Genomic DNA, 24,085 nt, shown 5'->3' with positions numbered 1-24,085 from the left:
CCTGCGCGCGGGCTCCGCGCTGGCTCACTGGTCGATCGAGGACATGTTGTTATCGTCATGGCGGGCTCCGGCCGCCGGTTCTAGCGCGTTGAGGCGTGCAAGCTGCCCGGCGCTCAGGCGCACCTCTGCGGCGGCCGTATTTTCTTCAACTCGGCTCACGCGTCGGGTTCCGGGGATCGGAGCGATGTCATTTCCTTGCGAGAGTAGCCAGGCCAGTGCCGTTTGGGCTGGCGTCGCACCAATTTCCGCACCAATTTTGCGCACTTCGTCAACGATCGCCAGGTTTTTCTGGAAGTTCTCCGCGAGGAATCGCGGATTGGTTTTGCGCCAATCATCGTCGGCAAAATCATCCACAGTGCGAATAGAACCGGTCAGCAAACCATGGCCGAGCGGAGAATATGGAACCAGCCCGATACCAAGTTCGCGCAGCACCGGCAGTAGTTGTGATTCAACGTCACGGGTCCACAACGAGTATTCGGTTTGCAGCGCCGAGACCGGCTGCACTGCATGCGCCCGGCGAATTGTCTGCACCGACGCTTCCGAGAGCCCAAAGTGGCGCACTTTACCTTCGGCGATGAGCTCGGCGACGACTGAAGCGGTCTGTTCAATCGGCGTATTGGGATCTACCCGGTGCTGATAGTAAAGATCGATGTAGTCGGTTCCCAGTCGTTGTAGCGATCCCTCTACCGCACGACGCACGTTGGCCGGCGAGCTGTCGATCGTGCCCGGACCGCCGTCATGTGACACCAGCCCAAATTTTGTGGCCAAAACTACCTTGTCGCGACGCCCTTTGAGAGCTTGCCCAACAATTTTCTCACTCAAGTATGGTCCATAAATTTCGGCGGTGTCTAGGTGCGTGACCCCAAGGTCTAGGGCACGGTGAATGGTGCGGATGGACTGGGCATGATCCAGCTGGCCCTCACTGGTGTAGGTGCCGGCCATGGTCATGGCACCAAGGCCAATTTGTGAGACCTCTAGGTCCCCCAATTGTGCGGTTAACATGAGTGCAACTTCCTGTTCTGAGATGTTCTGGGGTGCTAAAAATTACTGGCTGCGCCGTGATGTACCGGCGGATCGAAGTCTTAATCCTCTAGATCCATGGCAGATGAGAGTTCACGATGGGCATCTACCTGAGCCAGGAGCTGCTGTGCCTTCTGCTCTGCGCCGGCGACGATGTCCGCGCCGGCCACAAATCGCTGCGGAGGTGTTGGCAGCGCCGCCAAAGTCACCAAGGCTTGACCCAACTTGGCAGGATCGCCTCCCTGCTTTCCGTTCATGGCCTTCCACGCGGCGATCGTTGAACTGGTTCGTTCCTGATAGTCGCTAATCGACAGTTCAGGCCAGATCGATGAGGCGCCTTCCACTAGCAGTTCGGTGCGGAAGAAACCTGGCTCAACAACGGTGGTCCCGATACCGTAGGGGTCAAGATCAAAGTGCAGGGATTCCATCCAGCCTTCCAGCGCAAACTTCGAGGCTGCGTAGGCGGCACAGAATTCTTGTCCGATCAGCCCGGCGGCCGAGGTGATAGTGAAAATGTGACCGCTGCGCTGGGCGCGCATGGTGGGCAGAATGGCGCGGGTGACGTTCAGCGGACCAAAAAAGTTGGTTTCCATTTGCAGGCGCATCTGCCGGTCGCTGATTTCTTCAAAATATCCGGCGTAGAAGTTACCAGCGTTATTGACCAACACGTCGATGCTTCCAAAATGTTCTACGGTTGCTTCTGCCGCGGCCACCGCAGCTTCGGCGTTGGTGATGTCTAGTGAGAGTGGCAAAAGGTTTTTGTGCTCGCCCAGTGCAGCGGTGACTTTTTTGGCGTCGCGGGCGGTGCCCACCACGCGGTGTCCGGCGTTCAGTGCCGCCTTGGCCAGTTCGATGCCCATGCCGCGGGCTGCTCCGGTGATAAACCAAACGTTGCTCATAATGGTGCCTTTCGTTGTGCAATACCTTGAGGTTCTAGGGTCGATGCATCAATTCAATCGTCGGCCGAAGTGCTGAGCCAGACCCTGATTATGGGTTCCCCAGCAGGGCACCTTTAGCGCGTGAGTGGTGCTGTATCGTCGAAAATATGGACCACCAGGATGACCTCAGCCAGTTCCTCATTTCGCGCCGCGCCAAGTTGAACCTGCAACAAGTTGGGCTCCCCGATTACGGTGGACGCCGACGCGTTCCAGGATTGCGCCGCGAAGAAGTGGCCCTTTTGGCGGGCATGAGCGCCGAGTATTACAAGCGCCTGGAGCGTGGTAACGCCAAGGGTGTCTCCGAATCGGTGATCAACGGCATCAGCCGGGCCCTACAACTTAATTCGGCTGAGCACTCCCATTTGCTCGATCTGGTTCGGGCAGTGAATGTGGGAGCCAGTTCGCAGCGTCGAGCTGCGCCACGCAAAACTCAGCTGAGCGCCGACGTGCTCCAGACGATTAGCGCGATGTCGACGGTCCCGGTTTTTGTGCAAAATGGTCGGCTGGACGCGATCGCCACCAACGATCTTGGTCGCGCGTTATTTTCACCCATGTTCCAGGACCAATCACAACCGGTGAATGCTGCGCGCTTTATTTTTCTCGATCCGAAAGCTCAAGAGTTTTACCGGGATTGGGAAGCAAACGCGCACCAAATTGTGGCACTTCTGCGTGCCGAAGCTGGTCGTTCGCCCTATGACCGGCAATTAAGCGATCTGGTTGGCGAGCTGTCCACCCGTAGTAACTTTTTTGGCAAATTGTGGGGCGCTCATGATGTGCGCGAGCACCGCACCGGAACCAAGAGCGTTCATCATCCCTTGGTCGGCGATCTGGATCTGACCTATGTGGGGGTGGACTTGTCGGTGGACCGTGGGAACCAGATGCTAATTTTCTCCGCCGAACCTGGCTCCGCTTCGCATGATGGACTGCAGATTTTGGCGCAGTGGACCAAAACTGCACCCGCTCAGTCGCCCGTCGACAAACTGGCGCATCACTCCGAGACACGTCGAGATAGTTAAACGCGAGGCCTTAATGTTGGTGGGGATCAGGATCGGCAGCATACTCAGGTCCTGTGCCGTGCCGGATCTAACGAGGCAATAGCCGATCGCTAGGCCATGGGAGCAAGGTCGGGAATTCGGCGCCGTCGGCTGCGGCCGTAGCCCGCACCACACCGCCCGCCGGTCGTCCGGCCAACCATGCGGCCAGGTCAAAATCGGTTCCTTCCAACACCCACGAATGTGGTCCGTCGCCGAGCACCAGAGGCTTTTTCCCCAGTGGTTGCAACACGATTCGATCGGTTGGCCGAACACGCGCACCGAGGGCACGCAACAGGTGCTCGGAAAATTCCTGTGGCCAGCTGGCCGCCGGGCGTAGCTGCGCGTCCAGATCGGTCGCGTGGATGAGCATCTCACGCCAGGTTGCGTACATCATGTCGGCGACCTTGGCCCCGGGACGGTAACCGACCGGTTCATCCCAGCGTTCACGTGCTTCGGGGAGCACGGCGCGCAATTCATCCAGCGAAGCGGCCACAAGTTCGCGTAGCTTTTCCGGACGCAGTAAGGCCACCATGTTGATGGCTTCGGTCCGGCCAGTTGTTCCCCCGTCGTACATTTGAGGAAGCTGCGCTTGTCCGGCGTGGACAAACTGACGGTGCGCGGCCTGCGCGAGTGAATGCAGGTGCGCCACGAGCTGCGCGGTGCTCCATCCGGGCAACGAGCTTGGCTTGGCAAAAACTTCGTCCGGCAGCGCGGCCAGCTGGGCCTGCAATTCATCTAAGGCGGAGGTTACCTGCTTGATCAGTTCACCCGGAGGAAGTTCATATGTCATGGCACACACTCTAGCGTTGGTGCGGGTCGAACAAAAGCCGTCTCACCTCGGTGCAAGGCCCGCGCGGTGAGGGCAGAAAAAGACCACGGTCGACGCGGCCACACATTTGTGGTGATGCGTCGACCGTGGTCGTTGAGCGCTAACGGGTTACTGGTTAACCCACGCGCGGATCTCTTCAAGCTGGCGCTCGAACTCAACTAGCTGCGCTGCCACGGCGCTCGGTGCGGTGCCGCCCTGACCGTTGCGGGCGTTCAGCGAACCCTCGGTGGAGAGTACCTCGCGTACCGCCGGGGTCAGGTGCTCGGAGATGCCGGCGTACTCTTCGTCGGTGAGGTCCCAGAGTTCCACACCACGGGATTCTGCCAGCTGAACCGCGGCGCCGGAAAGCTCGTGGGCGTCCCGGAACGGCACACCCTGACGAACCAGCCATTCGGCAATATCAGTAGCCAAAGCGAAGCCTTGGGGTGCCAGTTCGGCCATACGCTCGGTGTTGAAGGTCAGCGTTCCCATCATTCCCGCCACAGCCGGCAGCAGAATTTCCAAGGTATCCGCCGCGTCAAAGACCGGCTCCTTGTCTTCCTGCAGGTCGCGGTTGTAGGCCAATGGCAGGGCCTTGAGTGTTGCCAGCAGGCCGGTCAGATCGCCGATCAAACGTCCAGCCTTACCGCGAGCCAGCTCGGCGATATCCGGGTTTTTCTTCTGCGGCATGATCGATGAACCGGTGGAGAAGGAATCGTGCAGCTTCACGAAGCTAAATTCCTTGGTGGCCCAGAGGATGACCTCTTCGGAGACGCGCGAAAGGTCCACACCGATCATCGCAGCGATCCACGAGAACTCGGCAAACACGTCGCGGGCCGCGGTGCCATCGATGGAGTTATGTACGGCCGAGTCAAAGCCCAATTCTGCGGCCACAAAATTCGGGTCAAGACCTAGGGTTTGGCCGGCTAGTGCGCCCGAGCCATACGGTGAAACGGCCGCGCGCTTATCCCAATCGACCAGTCGCTGCACATCGCGCAGCAGTGGCCACGAGTAGGCCAGCAAAAGGTGCGAGAGCAGGATCGGCTGGGCGTGCTGCAGGTGGGTGCGGCCAGGCATCGGCGCATAAGGATGCGCTTTAACCTGCTGAACCATGGCATCAAGCGTGTCGATGACGCCCGTGGCGATGATGCGGGCGTGATCGCGCAAGAACATCCGGCCGAGGGTGGCGATCTGGTCGTTGCGGGATCGTCCGGCGCGTAGCTTTCCACCCAATTGGGTGCCTGCGCGTTCGAGCAATCCGCGTTCCAAGGAACCGTGGACGTCTTCGTCGGACTCAGCGGCTACGTAGGCCTTGGATAAAACGTCGGCCTCAAGCTGATCTAGAGCTGCGATCATGTCTTTGAGTTCAGCATCGGTGAGCAGGCCGGCGCGGTTCAGGACTTTTGCGTGGGCGCGGGAACCGGCAATGTCGTAGCTGGCTAGGCGCCAGTCGAAATGGGTGGACTTGCTCAGCGCTGCCATTGCATCCGCTGGGCCGCCGGAGAACCGACCGCCCCAGAGCGATCCTTCATTAGTTGACGAGGCCATGGCCTGTTCCTTTCTGCCGGTAAAAAATTGCACTGCACCCCACTCTAGCAAAGTTTTATGCAATGTTGCTCATAAATATTCACTGTTGCGTTGAATCATGCAGCCTCGCTTCGGGCAGGACACACAGGAAACTCGAAATTTAATCTCTTCCAGTCCACGTCGCCCGGGCGTATGGTGATGACCATAACCGAATCGGAACTACCTTCGGAGGTACGAAATGGAAATCCAGTTGTACCGGGGCGACATCACCACCCTGCACGTTGATGCCATTGTGAACGCGGCCAACCCATCGTTGTTGGGCGGTGGAGGTGTTGATGGAGCGATTCATGACGCCGCCGGGCCCGGCCTGCTCGCCGCATGTCGCGAAGTTCGCGCCCAGCGCTATCCCGATGGGATTCCCTCGGGAATTGCTGTGGCTACCAAGGCCGGTGATCTGCACGCCAAATGGGTCATCCATACCGCAGCGCCGAACTTGGCACTGATCAAACCAAATCCGAAAATTCTCAACGACTGCTTTGTGAACTCGTTGTACGTGGCCGCACGCCACGACGCGCATTCCATCGCTTTCCCGGCAATCGGGGCCGGGGCCTTCGGCTGGGATCCGCAACAGGTTGCCGACATTGCCTTTGAAGCAATCTCGCGGTGGATCGACACCAACAAACATATTTCGCCGATCCATAAGATCGTGTTGGTCGCCCACACCGATGAAGTTCAGGTCGCTTTTGAGCGGGCCTTCTCGTTGGATGCGGTAGCCGAATTGGCAGCCTAAGCCGAGAGACAAAAACTGCCACGTTGTTCGCACAGTGTTTCACTGATCGAACAACGTGGCAGTTTTTGTGTGGTCTTGCGGGTTGGTGGGGCTTGGGTATTACTCGGGTTTAGGTGCGCGCGAAGTAGGTATTGCGCCGTGGGACCTGCTCGGGATCCAAATGTTTGGGCAGGATGACGTAGGGCAGACCCTTAATCTTGACCAGCTTCAGGTATCCGCTATGAACCATGACGTGGTGCTTTGTGCACAAGGGACAGCAGTCTTGTAACCGCGTGTGCCCGCCTTTGGCCCAAGGCGTGTAGTGGTGGAACTCCAACAACGCAGGTTCTGTGGTGCAGCCTGGTACCAGGCAGCCACCATCGCGGTCCCGGGCGGCCAACTTCATCCACCGTGGGAAGAGCCGGGCGTCGCGACCGATATCCATGATGACCCCGTCGGCGTTGTAAATCGGGCTGAGCACCTTAGCTTCGCACAGCATGGTGCGCAGTTCGGGCCCGCTGAGTTTGACCCTATGGGCGGTAATCCCCTGCAGGGACGCCAAATCACACAGGTCAGCGTAGTTTGCATGCACCACAATTTCCGGGGTCACGCGTTTGCCGGCGCTGTCGGGGTCGACATTTCGAAGCACCGCGTTCAGCGCGTTGAGTCTGCGCTCGGGAATGCTGCACGTTGAGGGCATCGTCGGCAAGGCTTTGTTTGGTGCGGGTGGAGCCAACGGATCAGGTGGATAGGTTGGTTCCGGCGGGTCTTCGTTGGGCGGGTGCGCAGCGTCGCTGCGGGCCCAGTCAGGAATCGGGTCATCACTGTGCCAGAGTGGGTCGATTGCCTCATCCGCATCGTCGGGGCGTTGCTCGTTGGTGCTTTCGTCGCCCGTCTTTTCCTCGCTGGTGTTTTTCTCGTCAGTCTTTTCCTCCGGATCCGCTTTGCCAGTGGCCGAAGTGGAATCTGATGAACCTGCGGAAGAGGCGTTAGCGGAAGAGGTGGAAGCATCGACGGCTTGACGGGCGGCGGCGCCAGCCTGGGTGCGCTTGTTGTCCGCCTGAGCGATCAACGATTCCCAGACCTCTGCATCAAGCGAGCGGACGCGGACGATAAATTCGTGGACCCCATTGATCACCGGGCCGCGAAAGAGCCCCAGCTTGGGAGCTTTTGTTTCGCCGTGTGCGTCCTTGTACGCCTTGACCAAAGAATTCAACTGCTTCTGGCGGGTGCGGACCTGCTGAATATTCAGGTGCTCAGCGGCATGAACTTCGAGCAGGACGCCGTCCGGTGCGGTGGCGGTAGCCGAGGTAGGACTGCCATCGAAGGTGGTGTCTGCGGGTTCAAATTTGTCGAGCGCGCGGGCAATTTTGAGCACTTCGCGTGGATCAGCCAGCTGGTGCAGATCTGGCAAACTCCACCCCTGAGCAGAGCCGGAAGATGACGATGCGGCAGAATCCGCAGAGAGGTCAGGATCCGAAGGGGCTGCGTGGTGATGGAAATGCTCGGCCAACAAGGTGAACCGTGGGGCGCAGGCGGCGCCGGAGATATCGGCGCGGGCGTGGACCAAATGTGCGTCGCTGATCCGGCGGGCGGCCTCAAAATAGTTCAGGTCCAGCACGCTGGCTAGGGTCTCCGCCGCGTCCTGGTAGAGGGTGCGGCCTGGGGCAAAAACCGGCTCGGCGCTGAAATCTGTGACGCCGGCGCGCAGGTCGTCGAATTCATTCACGTGCAGGGCATGCGCGGCGGTGGTTTCCACGGTGCTGGCCGCGGCTATGCTGGCGCGTGTGGCCTGCCGGCTCAACGCTTCGGCCAGTTGTGCGTGAGCCACGGCAACGCGTGGATCGGCGATGGAAGATGCCTGGGTGCTCAGGTTTTGGACCAGTTCCAGGCACAGTGTTTCGGCGTGCAGCAGCTGCGCCGGCTCCAGCGTGATGCCCGAGGCCAGCGCCGAAGCGACCTCGGTCAGCGCACTGGTAACACTGTTTTTGTCCATGGGTTGATGATGCGCCGATCGGGCGGTTAACAACGCAGGCCGCCGCGCACTGTGGAAAAGTGCGTGGCGGCCTGGGCTAGCCGAAGCGGGCGCGTGGAAGCGGCGTGTGGAAGCGGGCGGGCTGCGGGTTAGCGCGGTTCGGCCAGTGCGAGGAAGCGGGCAGCCACCTCGGCTCCCCCATCCACGTCGCGGGTGGTGACCATGATGGTGTCATCTCCCGCGATGCAGCCCAAAATGAGCGGCATCTGCGAGTGGTCGATGGCCAGGGCCAGCAGATTCGCCGCGCCGGGCGGGGTGCGCAGCACCACGATGTTCCCGGAGGCTTCGGCGGTGACGAGCTGTTCGGCGCAAATCTTGGCCAGGCGCGCGTCGAGCACTTCCTGGGTAATCGCGGTCTGCGGGGAACGATCCCCACCTTCTTGGCGCACCGCGTAAATCAGCTGGCCGGAGTGGTCGCGGATGCGCACCGCGCCGATTTCCACCAGATCACGGGAGAGCGTGGCCTGGGTGACTTCCAGCCCGTCGTCCTTGAGCAGCCCGAGTAGCTCGGCCTGTGATTTGACCGAGTTGTTGCCCAAAAATGCGCGGATGCGGGCCTGTCGAGCGGTTTTGGTGCTTGGCTGCGAGGACATTTTTTTACAGCTCCACTCGGGGATCTTGGGCCAGGCCGGAAGCGACCATAAGCCAGGTCATGACGGCCTTTTGGGCGTGCACGCGGTTTTCGGCTTCGTCAAAAACTACCGACTGTGGGCCGTCAATGACCTCGGCGGAAATTTCGTAGCCGCGGTAGGCAGGAAGGCAATGGAGTACGATCGCATCCGCCTTGGCCAGCTTCATCGCCTCGGAGGTGACCGAGTAGTCGGTGAACAGCTTCAGGCGTGCTTCCTTCTCATCTTCCTGACCCATGGAAACCCAAGTGTCGGTGACCACCACATCGGCGTCCTTCAGCGCGGCGGCAGCGTCGGTGGTGATGGTGACCGATCCCCCGGTGAGCTTCGCCCGCTCTTGTGCGGCGGCGACGATCGATTCGGCAGGCAGGTAGCCTTCGGGACCGGCAATGCGCACATGCATGCCGGCGGTGACACCAGCAAGCAGGTAGGAGTTGGCCATATTGTTGGCCGAGTCGCCCAGGTAGCTCATGGTCAGCCCTTGGGTGGCGCCCTTGTGCTCGCGCACGGTGAGCAGATCGGCGATCAACTGGCACGGGTGGTAGTCATCGCTCAGCGCGTTGATGACCGGCACGGATGAGTTTGCCGCCATTTCTTCCAGGCCAGACTGGGCGTAGGTGCGCCACACGATGGTGGAGACCATACGTTCGAGCACCATGGCGGAGTCGGCGATGGACTCCTTATGGCCCAGCTGGGATTCGCCGGAGTTGATGATCAGCGGGGAGCCGCCCAGTTCGGCGATGCCGGCGTGGAAGGAAACGCGGGTGCGGGTGCTGGTCTTGTCAAAAAAGACCGCGACGGTCTGCGGGCCAGCGTATGGCTGGTAGCCGTACTTGTCGGCCTTCATCGCAGCGGCCAGATCAAGCACCTTGGACTGTTCGTCGGCGGTGAAATCCAGGTCGGTCAAAAAGTGGCGGGTTGTGCTCATCAGTTTGTTCCTTAGAATTTGTGCGAAGTTTTAGGCGGCGGCGATCAGCTGTGGCAGCGCCTGCAAGAAGCTGCCCAGCTGCTCTTGGGTGATCACCAGTGGCGGGGCCAGACGGATGGTGAACTCGTCGGTGGCGTTGATGATAAATCCGGCATCTAGCGCCGCGGTCACCAGTGCCGGGGCGTTGGCCTCGGTAAGCTCAAAGGCGGTGAGCATCCCTGCCCCGCGCACCTGTCCCACGCCGGTGATCCCGGCTAGCTGTTGACGCAGCCACTGACCATTTTCTCGAACCTGTTTAAGCAGGTTCTGGGATTCGATGGTGTGGATGACCGCCAGGCCCGCCGCGCAGGCTACCGGGTTACCACCAAAGGTGGTGCCGTGATCGCCCGGGGTTAGGCGTCCGGTATTTTCTTCACCAAAGACGATCATCGCGCCGATCGGGAAGCCGCCGCCCAGACCCTTGGCCAAGGTCATCACGTCGGGAATGACCGGTGCCGAGGCGAAGAATGCGCCGGTGCGCCCCATGCCGGTTTGCACCTCGTCGAAGACCAGCAAGGCGCCAGCCTTGCGGGTAATGTCCCGGGCTGCCTGCAGGTACTGAGCCGAGAGCATTTTCACTCCGGCCTCACCCTGAATCGGCTCGATGAACACCGCCGAGACAGTTTCGTCCACTGCCTCACGCAGCGCCTCGATATCGCCGGCTGGAATCCAGGTGACGTTTTCGGGTAGCGGAGCGAAAGGAGCCCGGTACTTTTCCTTATAGGTCAGCGACAGTGCACCTAGGGTGCGGCCGTGGAAGGCGTGTTCTAGGGCGATCACCCGGGTACGCGGGGTCTGGTCGGTGCCAGCGTTGCGCCGGGTCAGCTTCAGGGCCGCCTCGTTGGCTTCGGTTCCGGAGTTGGCGAAGAAGACTTTGGAACCTGCCGGTGCGGCAGAGATTTCCAGTAGCTTTTCGGCCAGGGCGATCTGGCTCGGGGAAGTGAAGAAGTTCGACACGTGCCCCAAGGTAGCCAGCTGGCTGGTGATCACGGAGGTCAGCAGCGGGTTGGCATGCCCTAGGGTATTCACCGCGATCCCACCGAGCAGGTCCAGGTACTGGTTGCCGTCAGCATCCCACACATGGCAGCCAGCACCACGCACGAGTACACGCTGCGGGGTGCCAAAAACGCCAAGTAGCGAGGTGGAGTAGCGCTCGGAAAGAGCCGCCGAAGAAAGCTGGGTTAGCTGCGCCACCTCATCGATGGCCACATCGGTAGCGCTGTTGGTGTGCGTGGATTGCTCGCTCACAAGTTGTCCTTTGCGTGGGTGATTACCCCCGGGAGCACCTGGGTGCCCACCCCGGCGGTGGTGAAGATTTCTAGCAGCATGGAGTGCGGGACTCGACCGTCCACGATGTGCGCTTGGCCCACGCCTTCATCGACGGCTTTCAGGCAGGCACCCATTTTGGGGATCATGCCCGATTCCAGACTTGGCAGCATGCCGCGCAGCTCATCGTTGGTGATGGAACTGATCAGCGAGGACTTGTCCGGCCAGGCCGCGTACAACCCTTCCACATCGGTGAGGATCACCAGTTTGGTGGCGCCCAGCGCGGTGGCTAGGGCGGCCGCGGCGGTATCGGCGTTAACGTTGAGCACCGCACCGGTTGGATCGCCATTGTCATCAAATTCCGGGGCGACGGTGGAAATCACCGGGATCATGCCGGCGTCCACCAGTGAGTCAACCTGATCGGTGCGCACGCGCGTGACCTCACCAACCAAACCCAAATCCACCGGCAATCCGTCAACGATGGTGCCGGTCCGCACGGCCTGCAAGGTTGCGCCGTCCTCGCCGGACATGCCCACCGAGTAGGGTCCGTGGGAGTTGATGAGCCCCACCAGATCGCGCTGCACCTGGCCGGTGAGCACCATACGAACCACGTCCATGGCCTCGGGCGTGGTCACCCGCAGTCCCCCGCGGAATTCCGACTTGATGCCCAAAGTATCAAGCATTTTATTGATCTGCGGTCCGCCTCCGTGCACCACCACCGGATTGATTCCGGCATGCCGCAAGAAGACGATGTCCTCGGCGAAGGCACGTCGCAACTCTTCGTTGACCATCGCATTGCCACCGTATTTGATGACCATGGTGGTTCCGGCAAAGCGCTGGATCCACGGCAGTGCTTCAATGAGCGCTTCGGCTTTGGATTGGGCGGAATCCAGGTTGGTGCGGATGCTTTGAGCCATGTGGATCGTTCCTAGCTGGAGTAGGCGGAGTTTTCGTGGACGTAGTCGTGGGTCAGGTCGTTGGTCAGCACGGTGGCTTCCTCACTGCCTGCGTTCAGATCGATCTCGATGGACACGTTGCGTTCTTCAAGAGAGACCAGATTTCGATCTTCGCCCACCCCGCCGTTTTTGCAGACCATCACGCCGTTGATCGAGACGTTAAGCTGATCTGGTTCAAAGGCAGCCTTGGTGGTGCCAACCTCGGAGAGCACACGGCCCCAGTTAGGGTCTTTGCCAAACACTGCGGTCTTGACCAGGTTGGAGCGGGATACGGCCTTGGAAACTTCCAGGGCGTCGGCTTCACTGGCGGCATTGTAGGTGCGGATCGCGATGGTGTGATCGGCCCCTTCGGCGTCTTCGATCAGCATCGCGGCCAGTTCGCAGCAGGCGTCGGTCAGTGCTGCAGTGAATTCGCCCAAGTCCGGGGTGGTGCCCGAGGCACCGGAGGCCAGCAGCAACACGGTGTCGTTGGTGGACATGCAGCCATCGGAGTCGGCACGGTCAAAGCTCATCGCAGTGGCTACGCGCAGAGCCTGATCGGCCTGATCGGAAGAAAGCACCGCATCGGTGGTGAGAACAACCAACATGGTGGCAAGCGCCGGGGCGAGCATGCCCGCGCCCTTGGCCATACCGCCGATGACCACTTGGCCACTTGCAGCATCCCCCACCGTGCGCGAAACTAACTTCGGCACGGTATCGGTGGTCATAATTCCGGCTGCGGCCTGATCGGCGGCATTCTGGTCGGTGGCCAACACATCGGCGGCGGCTTTCACCCCGGGAAGCAGCTTATCCATAGGAAGCTGCATGCCGATCAGGCCGGTGGAGGCCACTGCGACATCCCCTGCGGACACCGAGAGCAGTTCAGCGACGTATTCGGCACTCTGGTGGGTATTGCCAAAACCTTCGGCGCCGGTGCAGGCATTGGCTCCGCCGGAGTTCAGCAGCACCGCATCAATTCGACCATCAGCCAAGACCTGCTTGGACCAGTGCACCGGGGCGGCGGCCACACGGTTGGAGGTGAAGACACCGGCGGCGTTAAAGTTTGGACCAAGGTTTTTGACCAGAACAACGTCGTTCTTGCCGGTGGACTTCAGACCTGCTGGTACCCCGGCAGCGCTGAAGCCGGCCGGTGCGGTGACACCTAAAGCTGGTGCCGAAGGATAGGTATTGGTGTGGGCGAGACTCACGGTGCAACTCCTTGCATGAGCAATCCGGTATTTTCTGGCAAGCCCAGGGCGATGTTCATGGACTGAACTGCCGCTCCTGCGGTGCCTTTGGTGAGGTTATCGAGCGCGGCGGTGACAATCACACGGTTGGCGTGCGTATCAAAGGCCAGCTGTAGCTGAACGTGGTTGGAGCCTTGGACCGCGCCGGTAGTCGGCCACTGGCCCTCGGGTAGCAGGTGCACAAATTGCTCGTTGGCGTACGCCTGTTCCCAAGCGGTGCGCAATTGCGCTTCAGTGACTCCGGCTTTCACCTTGGCGGTGGCGGTGGTCAAAATTCCGCGTGGCATCGGTGCCAGCGTTGGGGTGAAAGACACGATGACCTCTTCGCCGGCCAGCTTGGAGAAGCCCTGTTCCATTTCCGGGATATGGCGGTGGATGCCACCAACACCGTAGGTGCTCATCGAGCCCATCACTTCGCTACCCAAGAGGTTTGGCTTCAGCGATTTGCCGGCTCCCGAGGTTCCGGAAGCGGAGACGATGACCACGTCATCTGACTCGAGCAGCCCGGCCGCGAAGCCCGGTGCAAGGGCGAGCTGACCGCCGGTTGGGTAACAGCCTGGTACGGCTACGCGCTTGGTGCCCACCAGTTTTTCACGCTGGCCAGGTAGTTCGGGCAGCCCATATGGCCAGAAGCCTGCGTGTTCGGAGCCGTAGAACTTTTCCCAGGCGGCTGCTGATTCAAGGCGGTGATCTGCCCCGGCATCAATGACCAAGGTGTTTTCCGGTAACGCTGCGGCCACGGTGCCGGAGGCACCGTGTGGCAGGGCCAGGAATACTACGTCGTGCCCGGCGAGGTTTTCTACCGAGGTTTCTACCAAGACTCGATCGGCGAGCGCATGCAGATGCGGTGCGATCGAGCCCAGTCGCTGCCCGGCTTGGGAGTGCGCGGTGATTGCGCCAATCTCTACTTCTGGATGGGCCGCAAGGATGCGAAGGACCTCACCGCCGGCGTAACCGCTGGCGCCGGAGACAGCTACTGAAATCGTCATGACTAGATTCTATCGCGAAATATTCACCCACGCTAATAAATATTCATAAAATTCTTCGTCACGTAACCCGACATCCTGCGAAGCTGTCCCCACCGTGAAGAGCAAAGTCCTAAACTGGCCGTAGAGACCCCGCCGGAATACCCCCGGGACACTGAGAATTTCAGGAGTAATGCAACATGGAGCAACAAGCCATTGCAGTTAACGAACCAACCGACGCCAACGGACTGAAGCTAACTCAAATCCCAGTTCCGTCCCCGGGTGCTGGCCAGCTCCTAGTCAAGATCGCGGCGACCGGCGTGAACTTCATCGAGACCTATCAACGCAGCGGCATCTACACCGTGGACTACCCATTTGTGCCCGGCTCAGAATTCTCTGGCGTAGTTGAGCAGATTGGTGAAGGCGTACAGAACTTCAAGATCGGCGATCGCGTAGCAACGGCCTCAGGAGAAGCGGGCTACTCGCAGTATGCATTGGTGGATGCCGCGCTTACCGGCAAGGTCCCGGACGCGGTGGATTTACATGTCGCTGCGGCCCTTCCCTTGCAGGGCATGACCGCTCACTATCTGGTCCACTCCAGCTACATGGTTCACAACGGCGACGTTATCCTCACCTATGCCGGCGCCGGTGGAGTAGGCCTGATCCTCACCCAGCTACTCAAACTCAAGGGTGCCACCGTTATCACCACCGCATCCACCCAGGAAAAGAAGGATCTGGCTAAGGCAGCCGGGGCAGACTACGTGGTCGATTACGACCAGGTGGCCCAAACCGTTGACAAAGTCACCGGCGGCAAGGGAGTTAACGCGGTCTATGACGGTATCGGCAAAGACACCTTTGATACGTCGCTGGCAGCCTTGCGCCGCCGTGGCACGCTAGTTCTCTTTGGTGGCGCCAGCGGTCAGGTCCCACCTTTTGATATACAGCGATTGAATGCCGGCGGTTCGTTGACCGTGACACGTCCAAAGCTTGTGGACTTCTTGACCTCGCAGCAGGAGATGCACTGGCGCTTCGGCGACATGGTTGGTTGGGTAGCCAGCGGAAAGATTGATGTGCGCATCGGTGCACAGTATCCGCTGACCGAGGCAGCCGCGGCGCATACTGCCTTGGAATCTCGATCCACCACTGGCAAAGTCATCCTGTTGCAATAAGTACCAGCGATAAGGCCTGAGAAGCAATAAAACCCATTGCTTCGAAGGCCTTTCGCGTCGCAGAAGTGAATCCTTTGAGAGATAGCCGACAGTTCAAGCAAGTCTGGGCTAAGGCGAGGTTCAAAGCGTATTAAATGAATACGGGACCAGCAGGTCCCACCCCTCCAGGATCCATTTCGTTTCCGGGACGCACTCCCCCAGCGACCCGACACAACTGACACATTTTTGTGAAAGCGATGGATCCGTTCAAAATGAACAACGATCAAACTCCTGTACCGGATCAAGAAATTTACACCCCACAATTTCCTTCCGGTGCATTAGCTCCGGCTGCCCGTACCCTCATAGACATTCTCCAGAACACCGCGCAGGCTCACCCCGACGCGGCGGCTATTGACGACGGCGAGCGCACCGAGAGTTACGCAGAGTTGCTCCTTGAGGTCAAGGCCAAGGCGCTGCGCCTCCACGAGCAAGGTTTGGGAGCTGGCGACCGCGTTGGCGTACGTGTTGAGTCCGGAACTCGTCACCTATATGAGTGGATCTTGGCGATTCTCTGGGTCGGCGCCGCCTACGTTCCGGTAGACGCCGATGACCCGGACGAACGTGCCAAAACGGTATTTACCGAAGCGCAAGTTGCCGGAATCGTTAAGGGTACGGACACCATCGTGGTGGATGCCGCCCGGCCAAAGCCATTTCCTGTTCCGCGTCTGCCAGATCTTCAAGACGACGCGTGGATCATCTTCACCTCAGGTTCCACTGGCAAGCCCAAGGGTGTTGCCGTTTCCCATCGATCAGCGGCCGCGTTTGTTGATGCTGAAGCCAAGATGTTTTTACCGGTTGATCCGCTAAACACCACAGACCGCGTGCTTGCTGGGCTATCCGTAGCTTTTGATGCATCCTGCGAAGAAATGTGGATTGCTTGGCGCAATGGCGCCTGCCTCGTCCCCGCCCCGCGCGCCCTCGTGCGCAGCGGCATGGACCTCGGGCCCTGGCTGATTTCTCGTTCCATCACCGCAGTGTCCACCGTTCCCACCTTGGCAGCACTATGGCCGGCCCAAGCCTTGGATTCGGTTCGCCTGCTGATTTTTGGTGGCGAAGCCTGTCCACCGGAACTAGCCGCACGACTGGCCACCGAAGGCCGCGAAGTGTGGAACACCTATGGACCTACCGAAGCAACCGTTGTCGCCTGCGGCGCCACCATGGACGGCAGCCTTCCGGTACGCATCGGCTTGCCGCTGGACGGATGGGATCTGGCAGTCGTTGACCCTGCGGGTATTCCGGTTGCCGAAGGCGAATCTGGTGAATTGATCATTGGCGGCGTGGGACTGGCCCGCTACCTTGATCCTGAAAAAGACGCAGAGAAATACGCACCGATGCCCACACTTGGCTGGAAGCGCGCCTATCGTTCCGGCGACATGGTCATCAATGATCCGCTGGGTTTGATCTTTATTGGTCGTGTTGACGATCAGGTGAAAATCGGTGGACGGCGCATTGAACTTGGTGAGATCGACGCAGTGCTGAACTCTCTGGTCGGAGTATCTTCGGCCGCTGTCGCGGTCCGTGAAACGGCTACCGGCAACAAGATCCTTGTCGGTTATTTGCAAGCATCCCAAGACTACGATCTGTCCGCTGCACGCACCGCCCTGTTAGAAGACCTGCCAGCACCAATGGTTCCGATCCTTGCGGTCATGGATAACCTGCCGATGAAGACCAGTGGCAAGGTAGACCGCAACGCATTGCCTTGGCCGCTACCGGGATCTGAAAACACCGAACAGTCCCAAGATCTTCCCCCGCTGGATGAAGTTGGCGAATTTATTGCCGAGGCATGGCAAGGGGCACTCGGTGCACCCGTATCCGGAATTGACGCTGACTTCTTTGCTTCCGGCGGAGGTTCGCTCTCTGCTGCCCAGCTGGTCTCGGCATTGCGCGTTCGCTACCCAGACCTGACGGTTGCCGAACTCTACGACTACCCGCGATTCGGCGCTCTTGTTGAGTATCTGGGCGGTCAACAGGTATCAAGTGAACCGGTGGAACCGCGCACGGTTCTTCGCACCAAGCGCCTGACCCAGTTGGCGCAAACCCTGGTCGCCTTCCCGCTGTTTATTCTCTCCGGACTGCGTTGGGTCACCTTCCTGTTGCTCGGACACCTAGTCCTCGTGGCCATGAACGTTTTTGAAGACCCCTTGCCAACCCCTTGGTACGTGATAGCCGGACTGTGGCTGGTGTTCGTGACTCCACTTGGCCGCATGAGCTTGTCAATCCTGGCCAATAAACTCTTGCTACGCGGACTGAAACCCGGAACTTATCCTCGTTCAGGATCCGTGCACCTGCGTCTTTGGTTGGCCCAGCATGTCGCTGATGTTGTTGACCCGATTTCCCTTTCCAGCGCACCATTACTGCCTTGGTACGCTCGGATGCTCGGCGCAAAAATTGACCGCACCGCGACAATCCATTCCTTGCCACCGGTCACCGGCATGCTCACCGTAGGCCCCGGCGCCACCATTGAACCGGAAGTTGACGTCAGTGGCTACTGGATCGACGGCGACAAACTGCATGTCGGCACCATCGAGGTGGGCGCCCATGCCTCCATTGGTGCACGCAGTACCCTGACTCCCGGCTCAGTCATCGGGGCGAACACCATTGTTGATGCGGGATCAGCCGTCTATGGAACGACCCGTGATAACTCCCGCTATGCCGGTTCCCCGGCAACCAGAGAGTCCAAGGCCAAACCAAAATGGCCCGAGCAGGAACCTGCCTATCGTAAATTGCCGCGACTACTCGGCGGGCTCGCTTCAGTCTTGCTCAACCTGACACAGTGGATCCCGATTCTTCTGGCACTGCTTGCGCTCACCCCAGTCTTGCGGCCAGCACCTTCGTTAGCTGAAATCGGCTGTCGCTTTATCCCTGCCGTTGTGGTGGCGGCCATTGTCTGGTTCTTGAGCAGCATGGTGCTCACCATCATCATCGTGCGCCTGCTATCCATCGGCCTGGTCGAAGGATGGCATCCGGTCACTTCCCGCGTGGGTTGGCAAGCATGGGCCACCGAACGCGTACTTGATACCGCTCGTGATCAGCTCTTCCCGCTGTATGCCTCACTATTCACCCCGATCTGGCTACGTTTGCTCGGCGCCAAGGTGGGTCGTGACGTCGAAATTTCCACTGTTCTGCTCATTCCCAAGATGACCACTATTTCCTCCGGCGCGTTCTTGGCCGACGACACCATGGTGGCCTCCTACGAACTAGGTGGCGGGTGGATGCATATCGCCCCGGTCCGCATTGGTAAAAAGGCGTTCCTGGGCAACTCAGGCATCTTGCATGCCGGTCGCAGAGTCCCCAAGCGTTCGTTGATCGCAGTATTGTCCGCTACCCCGAAGAAGATGAAGGCTGGCACTTCTTGGATCGGTTCGCCTCCACATAAGTTGCGCCGTACCACCGTGGAAGCCGAATCCGAGCGGACCTATCAGCCAGGGTTGAAGCTAAAGATCATGCGTTCCTTCTGGGAACTGACCCGTTCGCTGGCGGTCTTCACCACCGTAGCCATCGCCGGTGGAGTGCTGTGGGCGCTAGCTGCATTGATCACCTCCACCAACGTGTGGCTGAGCATCCTGCTCAGTGGCGCAGTACTCGTAGCTGCCGGAGCATTGGCAGCACTGATCGCAGTGGCGGCCAAATGGCTTGTAGTTGGCGCCATCCGCCCAAGTGAACACACACTGTGGAGCTCATTTATCTGGCGCACCGAAATGGTCGATTCCTTCACCGAACTTGTGTGCGCACAATGGTTTGCACGCTTGGCTTCAGGCACTCCGGCCTTGGTCTGGTTCCTACGCGCCCAAGGGGCCAAGATTGGGCACGGCGTCTGGTGCGAAAGCTACTGGCTGCCCGAAGCCGATCTCGTCACTCTGGAAGACCATTCAACGGTCAACCGTGGTTCGGTCCTACAGACTCACTTGTTCCACGACCGCATCATGTCCATCGACAAGGTCACCCTAGGTGCGGGAGCTACCCTGGGCCCGCATAGTGTCATCTTGCCAGCGGCCAAGATCTCCGAAGGTACAACCACCGGTCCAGCCAGTTTGGTTCTGCGCGGAGAGGTACTGCCTGCCAATACCTATTGGCGGGGCAACCCCGCAGTACGCTGGAACATCAAGCCAGTTGAACAACCAACGCAACCAGTCGCGCACGAAGCCTGAGGATACGTAGAGATATGCCCCATCGCATTTTGGATGAGTACACCAAACACTATGGCTCCGGAAGCTACACGGTAGAGCATTACGACGTGAACTTAGTGGTCAAACTTGCCAGTAATCACCTTGATGGCCGAGCCACCCTACGTATACGAGCGCTCGAAGACCTGAACGAAATTGAACTGAACCTCAACGGGCTAAAAATCGTCAAAGCCACATGCCAAGGTCGCAAGGTTTCTGTCAGCAAAAAGCACCACAGAGTAGTTGTTGCCACCCCAAGCCGGGTCAAAGCCGGGGATCAGATCGAACTTCAATTGCGCTACGGAGGTAACCCCAGCGTAGATAACGGACAGTGGGGCGAGGTCGGCTGGGAAGAGTTAACCGACGGTATTTTGGTGTCCGGACAACCAGTGGGCGCTTCAACTTGGTTCCCCTGCAATGACCACCCGAGTCACAAGTCTTCGTATCGTTTTGAGGTTTCTACCGACGCCGGCTACCGGGTTGTTGCCAACGGCGAGTTGATGGATCATCGCCGTTCGGCAAGCCGAAATACGTGGGTTTATGAGGCACGTGAACCAATGGCAACCTACTTGGCAACCTTGCAGATTGGCCGCTACGCAGAAATTTCCTTTGACCGTGGTGGACACCTGCTGGCTTACTCCGTACCGGGCAATGACCTCGCGGTGCGCGGAGCCTTTGCGAAGCAAGCTGACATGGCACAAATCTTTGAACTGAAGTTCGGCCCTTATCCCTTTGAACATTACAAGATTGTTGTTGTTGACGATGACCTTGAGATTCCGTTGGAAGCCCAAGGCATGAGCATTTTCGGCCGGAACCATTTGTCGTTGGAATGGGAAGACCAACGACTGATCGCTCACGAATTTGCCCATCAGTGGTTTGGCAATTCGCTGACCCCCGAGCGGTGGAAAGACATTTGGCTCAACGAAGGATTCGCTTGCTTCAGCGAGTGGGTCTATTCAGATCAGGCAAAGATCATGTCCCTCGAACAGCGTGCTCGCACGGCTTGGGAAATGCTCGATGGCCTCCCCCAAGATCTGCAGGTCGGTGATCCGGGCCCCGAAGACATGTTTGATGACCGCGTGTACAAGCGCGGTGCGCTCACGCTCTACGCTCTGTTGACGGCTCTTGGTGACAAGACTTTTTACGCCATGCTCCAGGACTGGACCAGCACATATCAGCATGCTTCTGTGAACACAGAGAAGTTTGCCAAACACGTAAAAAAGCATGCGACGAACGTCGACGTTGAAGGAATCTTGACTGCTTGGTTAACCGAACAAAGGTTGCCTGATTTCCCGGCATAGCCTCGCGCCATTCCAGTTCAGTACGAGTTCACTAACCGTTCATTCTGAAATTTTAGGCTGAGAAGTATGAGTGTAGAAGTCCCCCTGCTTGACGAAGCGTTCCGCGGTTTTTCGGTGCTTGACGACGATGATGACGACCCAGTGTTGTTGCGCGCCGACGGAACTGTCGTTGACACGTGGCGTGAAGATTACCCTTACAACGAGAAGCTTGACCGTGATACTTACGAAGTTGAAAAACGTGCCCTGCAAATTGAGCTGCTGAAGCTTCAAAAATGGGTTAAGGCCAACGGGCGTCGCATCATGATTGTTTTTGAAGGCCGTGACGCAGCGGGTAAGGGCGGCACGATCAAGCGTTTCACCGAGCATTTGAATCCGCGCGGTGCTCGTGTGGTGGCGCTGGAGAAACCCAGCGAACGTGAATCAACTCAGTGGTACTACCAGCGTTATGTGCAACATTTCCCCTCAGCCGGGGAAATCGTTCTCTTTGACCGATCTTGGTACAACAGGGCCGGAGTAGAGCGCGTGATGGGTTTCTGCACTCCGGAACAGGTAGATCACTTTCTTGAGCAGACTCCATCCTTTGAAAAGATGGTGGTCGACGAAGGCATCGATCTAGTGAAGTTCTGGTTCTCGGTCTCTTCTAGTGAACAGCTCACTCGCTTCACGATTCGCCGCATTGACCCAGTGCGCCAGTGGAAGCTCTCCCCCATGGATCTTGAATCTTTGGATAAATGGGAGAAGTACACGGAAGCAAAGAAAGAAATGTTCCTCAAGACTGATACCGATCATGCTCCGTGGACCGTGGTGAAGTCTAATGACAAAAAGCGAGCCCGACTCCAAGCGATGCGACACGTGCTTGATCTCTTTGACTACAAGGGAAAAGATCATGACCTGGTTGGTTCCCCTGACCCACACATCGTGGGACGCGCTGCCAATGTCATCACACACGGTGAAGAATTCTAGCTCCGCACCTAGCACACCGCCGCTAGCGGAACGGTAATGCAGGTCCCCAGCAGCCCTTGGCCGCTCGGGCCTTCTGCTATCCAGCGCCCATTCATCACCGTGAGATCATGCTCTGCGGCAACCGATCCTTTGGCCTGAATTTCAGCGTGGAAACTGTGGGCCTGCGCATCAAGGATAATCCGGCATTCCAAGAAATCCAGCCACTGCCTAGTCAGCGGGAACCATGCTTTGAAGACACTTTCCTTGGCACTGAAAATCAGCCGATCCCAGGCCGTTTCCGGATAGCGCGAATTTAGCTCGCCAACCATCCGTTGTTCTTCGGGAAGCAAAATGATGTCGAGGGTTTCGGCAGGCAGTGAAGCATGTAATTCGGCGTCGATGCCAAGACCGCGAATATCGTTGGTGGAGGCTACTGCGGCTGCCCGAAAGCCAACACAATGGGTCATGCTCCCCACAACGCCAGCGGGCCAAACCGGTGCCCGTTTTTCATCGGGAACCAAGGCAATACCCGCATGACCCAGTTGCCCCAACGCTCGGCGAGCGCAGACCCGGACGGTACGAAATTCATGCTGTCGTTCAGGCACCGCATTGGCGATATACCGTTCTTCTTCTCCATAGGATTCGGTATCCTCCAGCTCGGTACGGGACTGAACTACGTACACCGAAGACGGCAAGAGCGATGCGAAGATATCGTTGCCTTTCATTAGAAGTGGGAAGACCCACCCGAACCGGAGAAGCTTCCGCCACCAGAGTATCCGCCCGACACTCCCCCAGAGGAACTCGCTGCTTCACGCGAGGCAGTCACTGCACTGACGCCCGTGGAATATCCGTGGTTATAACTACCCACGCGCCAATACATCGTAGCGGGATTCAGCACGTCCAAGATGGTGCCCGAGCGACCCGAAAACGCGCCGGTTTCATATCGGGATTTCTTAAGCGCCGATTGCATATCGGCCTTCTCTTCTACGTTTTGTGCATACACTTCGATTTGCGCTTGAGCGAAGATATCCAACTTTTCGCTCAGCTCGGCACGCAAGGCAGATAATCCATCGAGCGCTTGATCCACGGTGATTGATTCTTGCGTCAGCTGTGCCGACAGCTCGTTGAGTTTGGTGATTGCTATTTCCCGGTAGGAAGTCAATGCGGCTGCACTGCCCTGCAGCTCTGGTTCGAGATCATGGACCAATCCCTTGATCTCCTCCAGGTCATCTTCCAGCGGCTTGATCTGTGCATGCCATGCGTCTTGCCAGGAGGCCGAACGAGTATAGAGCGCAGACGCAGCGATGATGGCGTCATCGGTCAGATCCAGGGACTGCGCTGACTCCCGGAACTCCTTAGTAAGGCGAACACCTTCGGCGCTGGAACGTTCCTTTTTGTTTGAACTTTCTAGCGACTGCTGGGCTTCGAAGCAGGCACGGTATTTGGTCATGAACTTGCTGAAACGCTGTTCCAGCTCGGAGGCGTGCGCTGAAGTGGACGGCAGTGTACGGGCCGCCAATTCGGTTTCTTCTAAGTCCATGGTGACGTTGGTCAGATGCACGGATCCTTGTTGCAGTTCTTCTGCAAAAGTTTCTCGTCGTGTGGACCGGGTATGCAGTGCAAAGCCACCCACGATGAGAGCGACAAATCCACCGACACCACTGGTGATCCATAAGGCCGGGTGCTGGTACCAGGGGCGATTCATGATCACGGATGCTTGGTCGGCGACAGCGATGACGCCGTCAGTCCAACGGGAAAGATTAAAGTCATCGTGGCCAGCTTCATGGATGCTCTCTATGGCGCTCTCGGAGACTTTACGGTCTTCGCCGAAGTACGTTCCGATCTGTCCATCTCCCGGTCCTTCGATGGACAGGGTGATGATCAATAGTCCGTCGGCCCAGTAGTCGCCGTAGTCTTCAGGCTTGTCAGATATCCATTCCGGATGTGATGACTTAGCGTAATCAAGAGTTTTGGTGTTGATGTCATCGGAGTATTCGCCGTTGCGGGCATAAATTGCAACGTCTGTTGGCTCGTTAAAATCGAGGTCTTCCAAGGCGTCGCGCAGCCGCTGCTTATTAAGTTTTCCCGTGGAGTCATCGATGGTGACCGATTCTAGGTTCTGCCCGGCTGCGACTTGCACTGAGTTGGCCGCTTGCGCGGCAGGCAGGACTCCGATCAGCCCCAAGGAGAGCACCGTTAAGGCACCGACTAGTGAAATGTTCCAAGTTCGTGGGCCCATGTCGCGTCTCCTTCATCGGGTTTCCGGGTTATCTCCGGTCGATGGCCTTTCCCCTATCCTAGCGAGTCAGAATGTGGCACCGATCATTCTTG

19 protein-coding genes are annotated in these 24,085 nt (G+C 58.6%); 6 read left to right on the top strand and 13 right to left on the bottom strand.

The features are described from left to right. Nucleotides 1-24: 24 nt before the first annotated feature. Together AC1Z3F_RS02790 and AC1Z3F_RS02785 are read right to left on the bottom strand one after the other, a co-directional pair. Nucleotides 25-1,002 (bottom strand): aldo/keto reductase, encoded by a 978-nt coding sequence (locus tag AC1Z3F_RS02790; protein WP_131089881.1) that lies wholly within the window; start codon nucleotides 1,000-1,002, stop codon nucleotides 25-27. An 80-nt stretch (nucleotides 1,003-1,082) separates the two neighbouring features. After that, nucleotides 1,083-1,919 (bottom strand): SDR family oxidoreductase, encoded by an 837-nt coding sequence (locus AC1Z3F_RS02785; RefSeq protein ID WP_131089882.1) that lies wholly within the window; start codon nucleotides 1,917-1,919, stop codon nucleotides 1,083-1,085. A 146-nt stretch (nucleotides 1,920-2,065) separates the two neighbouring features. Here AC1Z3F_RS02785 and AC1Z3F_RS02780 point away from each other — a divergent pair, with 146 nt between their 5' ends. Further along, complete coding sequence (locus AC1Z3F_RS02780) at nucleotides 2,066-2,974, top strand: helix-turn-helix domain-containing protein (RefSeq protein ID WP_131089883.1); 909 nt, start codon at nucleotides 2,066-2,068, stop codon at nucleotides 2,972-2,974. Nucleotides 2,975-3,041: 67 nt separating this feature from the next. Here the strand turns inward: AC1Z3F_RS02780 and AC1Z3F_RS02775 are convergent, their stop codons facing one another. Together AC1Z3F_RS02775 and argH are read right to left on the bottom strand one after the other, a co-directional pair. Next, complete coding sequence (locus tag AC1Z3F_RS02775; protein ID WP_131089884.1) at nucleotides 3,042-3,782, bottom strand: maleylpyruvate isomerase family mycothiol-dependent enzyme; 741 nt, start codon at nucleotides 3,780-3,782, stop codon at nucleotides 3,042-3,044. A 147-nt stretch (nucleotides 3,783-3,929) separates the two neighbouring features. Then, nucleotides 3,930-5,348 (bottom strand): argininosuccinate lyase, encoded by a 1,419-nt coding sequence (gene argH, locus AC1Z3F_RS02770; RefSeq protein ID WP_131089885.1) that lies wholly within the window; start codon nucleotides 5,346-5,348, stop codon nucleotides 3,930-3,932. A 217-nt stretch (nucleotides 5,349-5,565) separates the two neighbouring features. Between argH and AC1Z3F_RS02765 the strand changes: the two genes are divergently transcribed. Then, entirely contained in the window at nucleotides 5,566-6,117 is a 552-nt protein-coding gene (locus tag AC1Z3F_RS02765; RefSeq protein WP_131089886.1) for a macro domain-containing protein, read from the top strand. A 109-nt stretch (nucleotides 6,118-6,226) separates the two neighbouring features. On the opposite strand, the gene AC1Z3F_RS02760 is transcribed toward AC1Z3F_RS02765, so the two are convergent. The 7 genes from AC1Z3F_RS02760 to argC all read right to left on the bottom strand — a co-directional run bounded on the left by AC1Z3F_RS02760 (nucleotide 6,227) and on the right by argC (nucleotide 14,164). Then, entirely contained in the window at nucleotides 6,227-8,092 is a 1,866-nt protein-coding gene (locus tag AC1Z3F_RS02760) for an HNH endonuclease signature motif containing protein (RefSeq protein WP_483566522.1), read from the bottom strand. Nucleotides 8,093-8,220: 128 nt separating this feature from the next. Continuing rightward, nucleotides 8,221-8,724, bottom strand: a complete 504-nt coding sequence (locus tag AC1Z3F_RS02755) for an arginine repressor (protein ID WP_131089888.1) — start codon at nucleotides 8,722-8,724, stop codon at nucleotides 8,221-8,223. A gap of 4 nt (nucleotides 8,725-8,728) precedes the next feature. Beyond that, the gene (gene argF / locus AC1Z3F_RS02750; RefSeq protein WP_207306519.1) at nucleotides 8,729-9,688 is read right to left on the bottom strand and encodes an ornithine carbamoyltransferase; all 960 of its coding nucleotides are present in this window, start codon (nucleotides 9,686-9,688) and stop codon (nucleotides 8,729-8,731) included. 30 nt (nucleotides 9,689-9,718) lie between these two features. Beyond that, nucleotides 9,719-10,975, bottom strand: a complete 1,257-nt coding sequence (locus AC1Z3F_RS02745) for an acetylornithine transaminase (protein ID WP_396267940.1) — start codon at nucleotides 10,973-10,975, stop codon at nucleotides 9,719-9,721. Next, nucleotides 10,972-11,910: an acetylglutamate kinase gene (gene argB / locus AC1Z3F_RS02740; RefSeq protein WP_483566521.1), complete on the bottom strand. Its 939-nt coding sequence runs from the start codon at nucleotides 11,908-11,910 to the stop codon at nucleotides 10,972-10,974. The genes AC1Z3F_RS02745 and argB overlap by 4 nt, the downstream gene beginning before the upstream one ends. Nucleotides 11,911-11,921: 11 nt before the next feature. Continuing rightward, nucleotides 11,922-13,136, bottom strand: coding sequence for a bifunctional glutamate N-acetyltransferase/amino-acid acetyltransferase ArgJ (gene argJ / locus AC1Z3F_RS02735; protein WP_262198069.1), 1,215 nt, complete (start codon nucleotides 13,134-13,136; stop codon nucleotides 11,922-11,924). Then, the gene (argC, locus tag AC1Z3F_RS02730; RefSeq protein ID WP_131089892.1) at nucleotides 13,133-14,164 is read right to left on the bottom strand and encodes an N-acetyl-gamma-glutamyl-phosphate reductase; all 1,032 of its coding nucleotides are present in this window, start codon (nucleotides 14,162-14,164) and stop codon (nucleotides 13,133-13,135) included. The genes argJ and argC overlap by 4 nt, the downstream gene beginning before the upstream one ends. Nucleotides 14,165-14,340: 176 nt before the next feature. Between argC and AC1Z3F_RS02725 the strand changes: the two genes are divergently transcribed. From AC1Z3F_RS02725 to ppk2, 4 genes are all read left to right on the top strand, one after another. Further along, nucleotides 14,341-15,309 carry a quinone oxidoreductase family protein gene (locus tag AC1Z3F_RS02725; RefSeq protein ID WP_131089893.1) on the top strand — a complete coding sequence of 323 codons (969 nt, stop codon included), beginning with the start codon at nucleotides 14,341-14,343 and terminating at the stop codon, nucleotides 15,307-15,309. 251 nt (nucleotides 15,310-15,560) lie between these two features. Further along, nucleotides 15,561-19,496: a Pls/PosA family non-ribosomal peptide synthetase gene (locus AC1Z3F_RS02720; RefSeq protein ID WP_131089894.1), complete on the top strand. Its 3,936-nt coding sequence runs from the start codon at nucleotides 15,561-15,563 to the stop codon at nucleotides 19,494-19,496. A 14-nt stretch (nucleotides 19,497-19,510) separates the two neighbouring features. Beyond that, nucleotides 19,511-20,812, top strand: coding sequence for a M1 family metallopeptidase (locus AC1Z3F_RS02715; RefSeq protein WP_131089895.1), 1,302 nt, complete (start codon nucleotides 19,511-19,513; stop codon nucleotides 20,810-20,812). Nucleotides 20,813-20,878: 66 nt separating this feature from the next. Beyond that, nucleotides 20,879-21,775 (top strand): polyphosphate kinase 2, encoded by an 897-nt coding sequence (gene ppk2 / locus AC1Z3F_RS02710; RefSeq protein ID WP_131089896.1) that lies wholly within the window; start codon nucleotides 20,879-20,881, stop codon nucleotides 21,773-21,775. A gap of 8 nt (nucleotides 21,776-21,783) precedes the next feature. Here ppk2 and AC1Z3F_RS02705 read toward each other — a convergent pair whose 3' ends face one another. After that, entirely contained in the window at nucleotides 21,784-22,479 is a 696-nt protein-coding gene (locus tag AC1Z3F_RS02705; RefSeq protein WP_131089897.1) for a 4'-phosphopantetheinyl transferase family protein, read from the bottom strand. Further along, a complete protein-coding gene (locus AC1Z3F_RS02700) occupies nucleotides 22,479-23,993 on the bottom strand; it encodes a DUF5129 domain-containing protein (protein WP_131089898.1) in 1,515 nt (504 codons plus the stop codon). The genes AC1Z3F_RS02705 and AC1Z3F_RS02700 overlap by 1 nt, the downstream gene beginning before the upstream one ends. Nucleotides 23,994-24,085: the final 92 nt, after the last annotated feature.

The organism is Glutamicibacter sp. MOO4 (genome assembly GCF_056934395.1).
This window is presented reverse-complemented; position numbering and strand designations above follow the sequence as displayed.

Coding starts and splice junctions, on each gene's coding strand:
- AC1Z3F_RS02790 (WP_131089881.1), bottom strand. CDS start 1,002: ATGTTAACCGCACAATTGGGGGACCTAGAGGTCTCACAAATTGGCCTT.
- AC1Z3F_RS02785 (WP_131089882.1), bottom strand. CDS start 1,919: ATGAGCAACGTTTGGTTTATCACCGGAGCAGCCCGCGGCATGGGCATC.
- AC1Z3F_RS02780 (WP_131089883.1), top strand. CDS start 2,066: ATGGACCACCAGGATGACCTCAGCCAGTTCCTCATTTCGCGCCGCGCC.
- AC1Z3F_RS02775 (WP_131089884.1), bottom strand. CDS start 3,782: ATGACATATGAACTTCCTCCGGGTGAACTGATCAAGCAGGTAACCTCC.
- argH (WP_131089885.1), bottom strand. CDS start 5,348: ATGGCCTCGTCAACTAATGAAGGATCGCTCTGGGGCGGTCGGTTCTCC.
- AC1Z3F_RS02765 (WP_131089886.1), top strand. CDS start 5,566: ATGGAAATCCAGTTGTACCGGGGCGACATCACCACCCTGCACGTTGAT.
- AC1Z3F_RS02760 (WP_483566522.1), bottom strand. CDS start 8,092: ATGGACAAAAACAGTGTTACCAGTGCGCTGACCGAGGTCGCTTCGGCG.
- AC1Z3F_RS02755 (WP_131089888.1), bottom strand. CDS start 8,724: ATGTCCTCGCAGCCAAGCACCAAAACCGCTCGACAGGCCCGCATCCGC.
- argF (WP_207306519.1), bottom strand. CDS start 9,688: ATGAGCACAACCCGCCACTTTTTGACCGACCTGGATTTCACCGCCGAC.
- argB (WP_483566521.1), bottom strand. CDS start 11,910: ATGGCTCAAAGCATCCGCACCAACCTGGATTCCGCCCAATCCAAAGCC.
- argC (WP_131089892.1), bottom strand. CDS start 14,164: ATGACGATTTCAGTAGCTGTCTCCGGCGCCAGCGGTTACGCCGGCGGT.
- AC1Z3F_RS02725 (WP_131089893.1), top strand. CDS start 14,341: ATGGAGCAACAAGCCATTGCAGTTAACGAACCAACCGACGCCAACGGA.
- AC1Z3F_RS02720 (WP_131089894.1), top strand. CDS start 15,561: ATGAACAACGATCAAACTCCTGTACCGGATCAAGAAATTTACACCCCA.
- AC1Z3F_RS02715 (WP_131089895.1), top strand. CDS start 19,511: ATGCCCCATCGCATTTTGGATGAGTACACCAAACACTATGGCTCCGGA.
- ppk2 (WP_131089896.1), top strand. CDS start 20,879: ATGAGTGTAGAAGTCCCCCTGCTTGACGAAGCGTTCCGCGGTTTTTCG.
- AC1Z3F_RS02705 (WP_131089897.1), bottom strand. CDS start 22,479: ATGAAAGGCAACGATATCTTCGCATCGCTCTTGCCGTCTTCGGTGTAC.
- AC1Z3F_RS02700 (WP_131089898.1), bottom strand. CDS start 23,993: ATGGGCCCACGAACTTGGAACATTTCACTAGTCGGTGCCTTAACGGTG.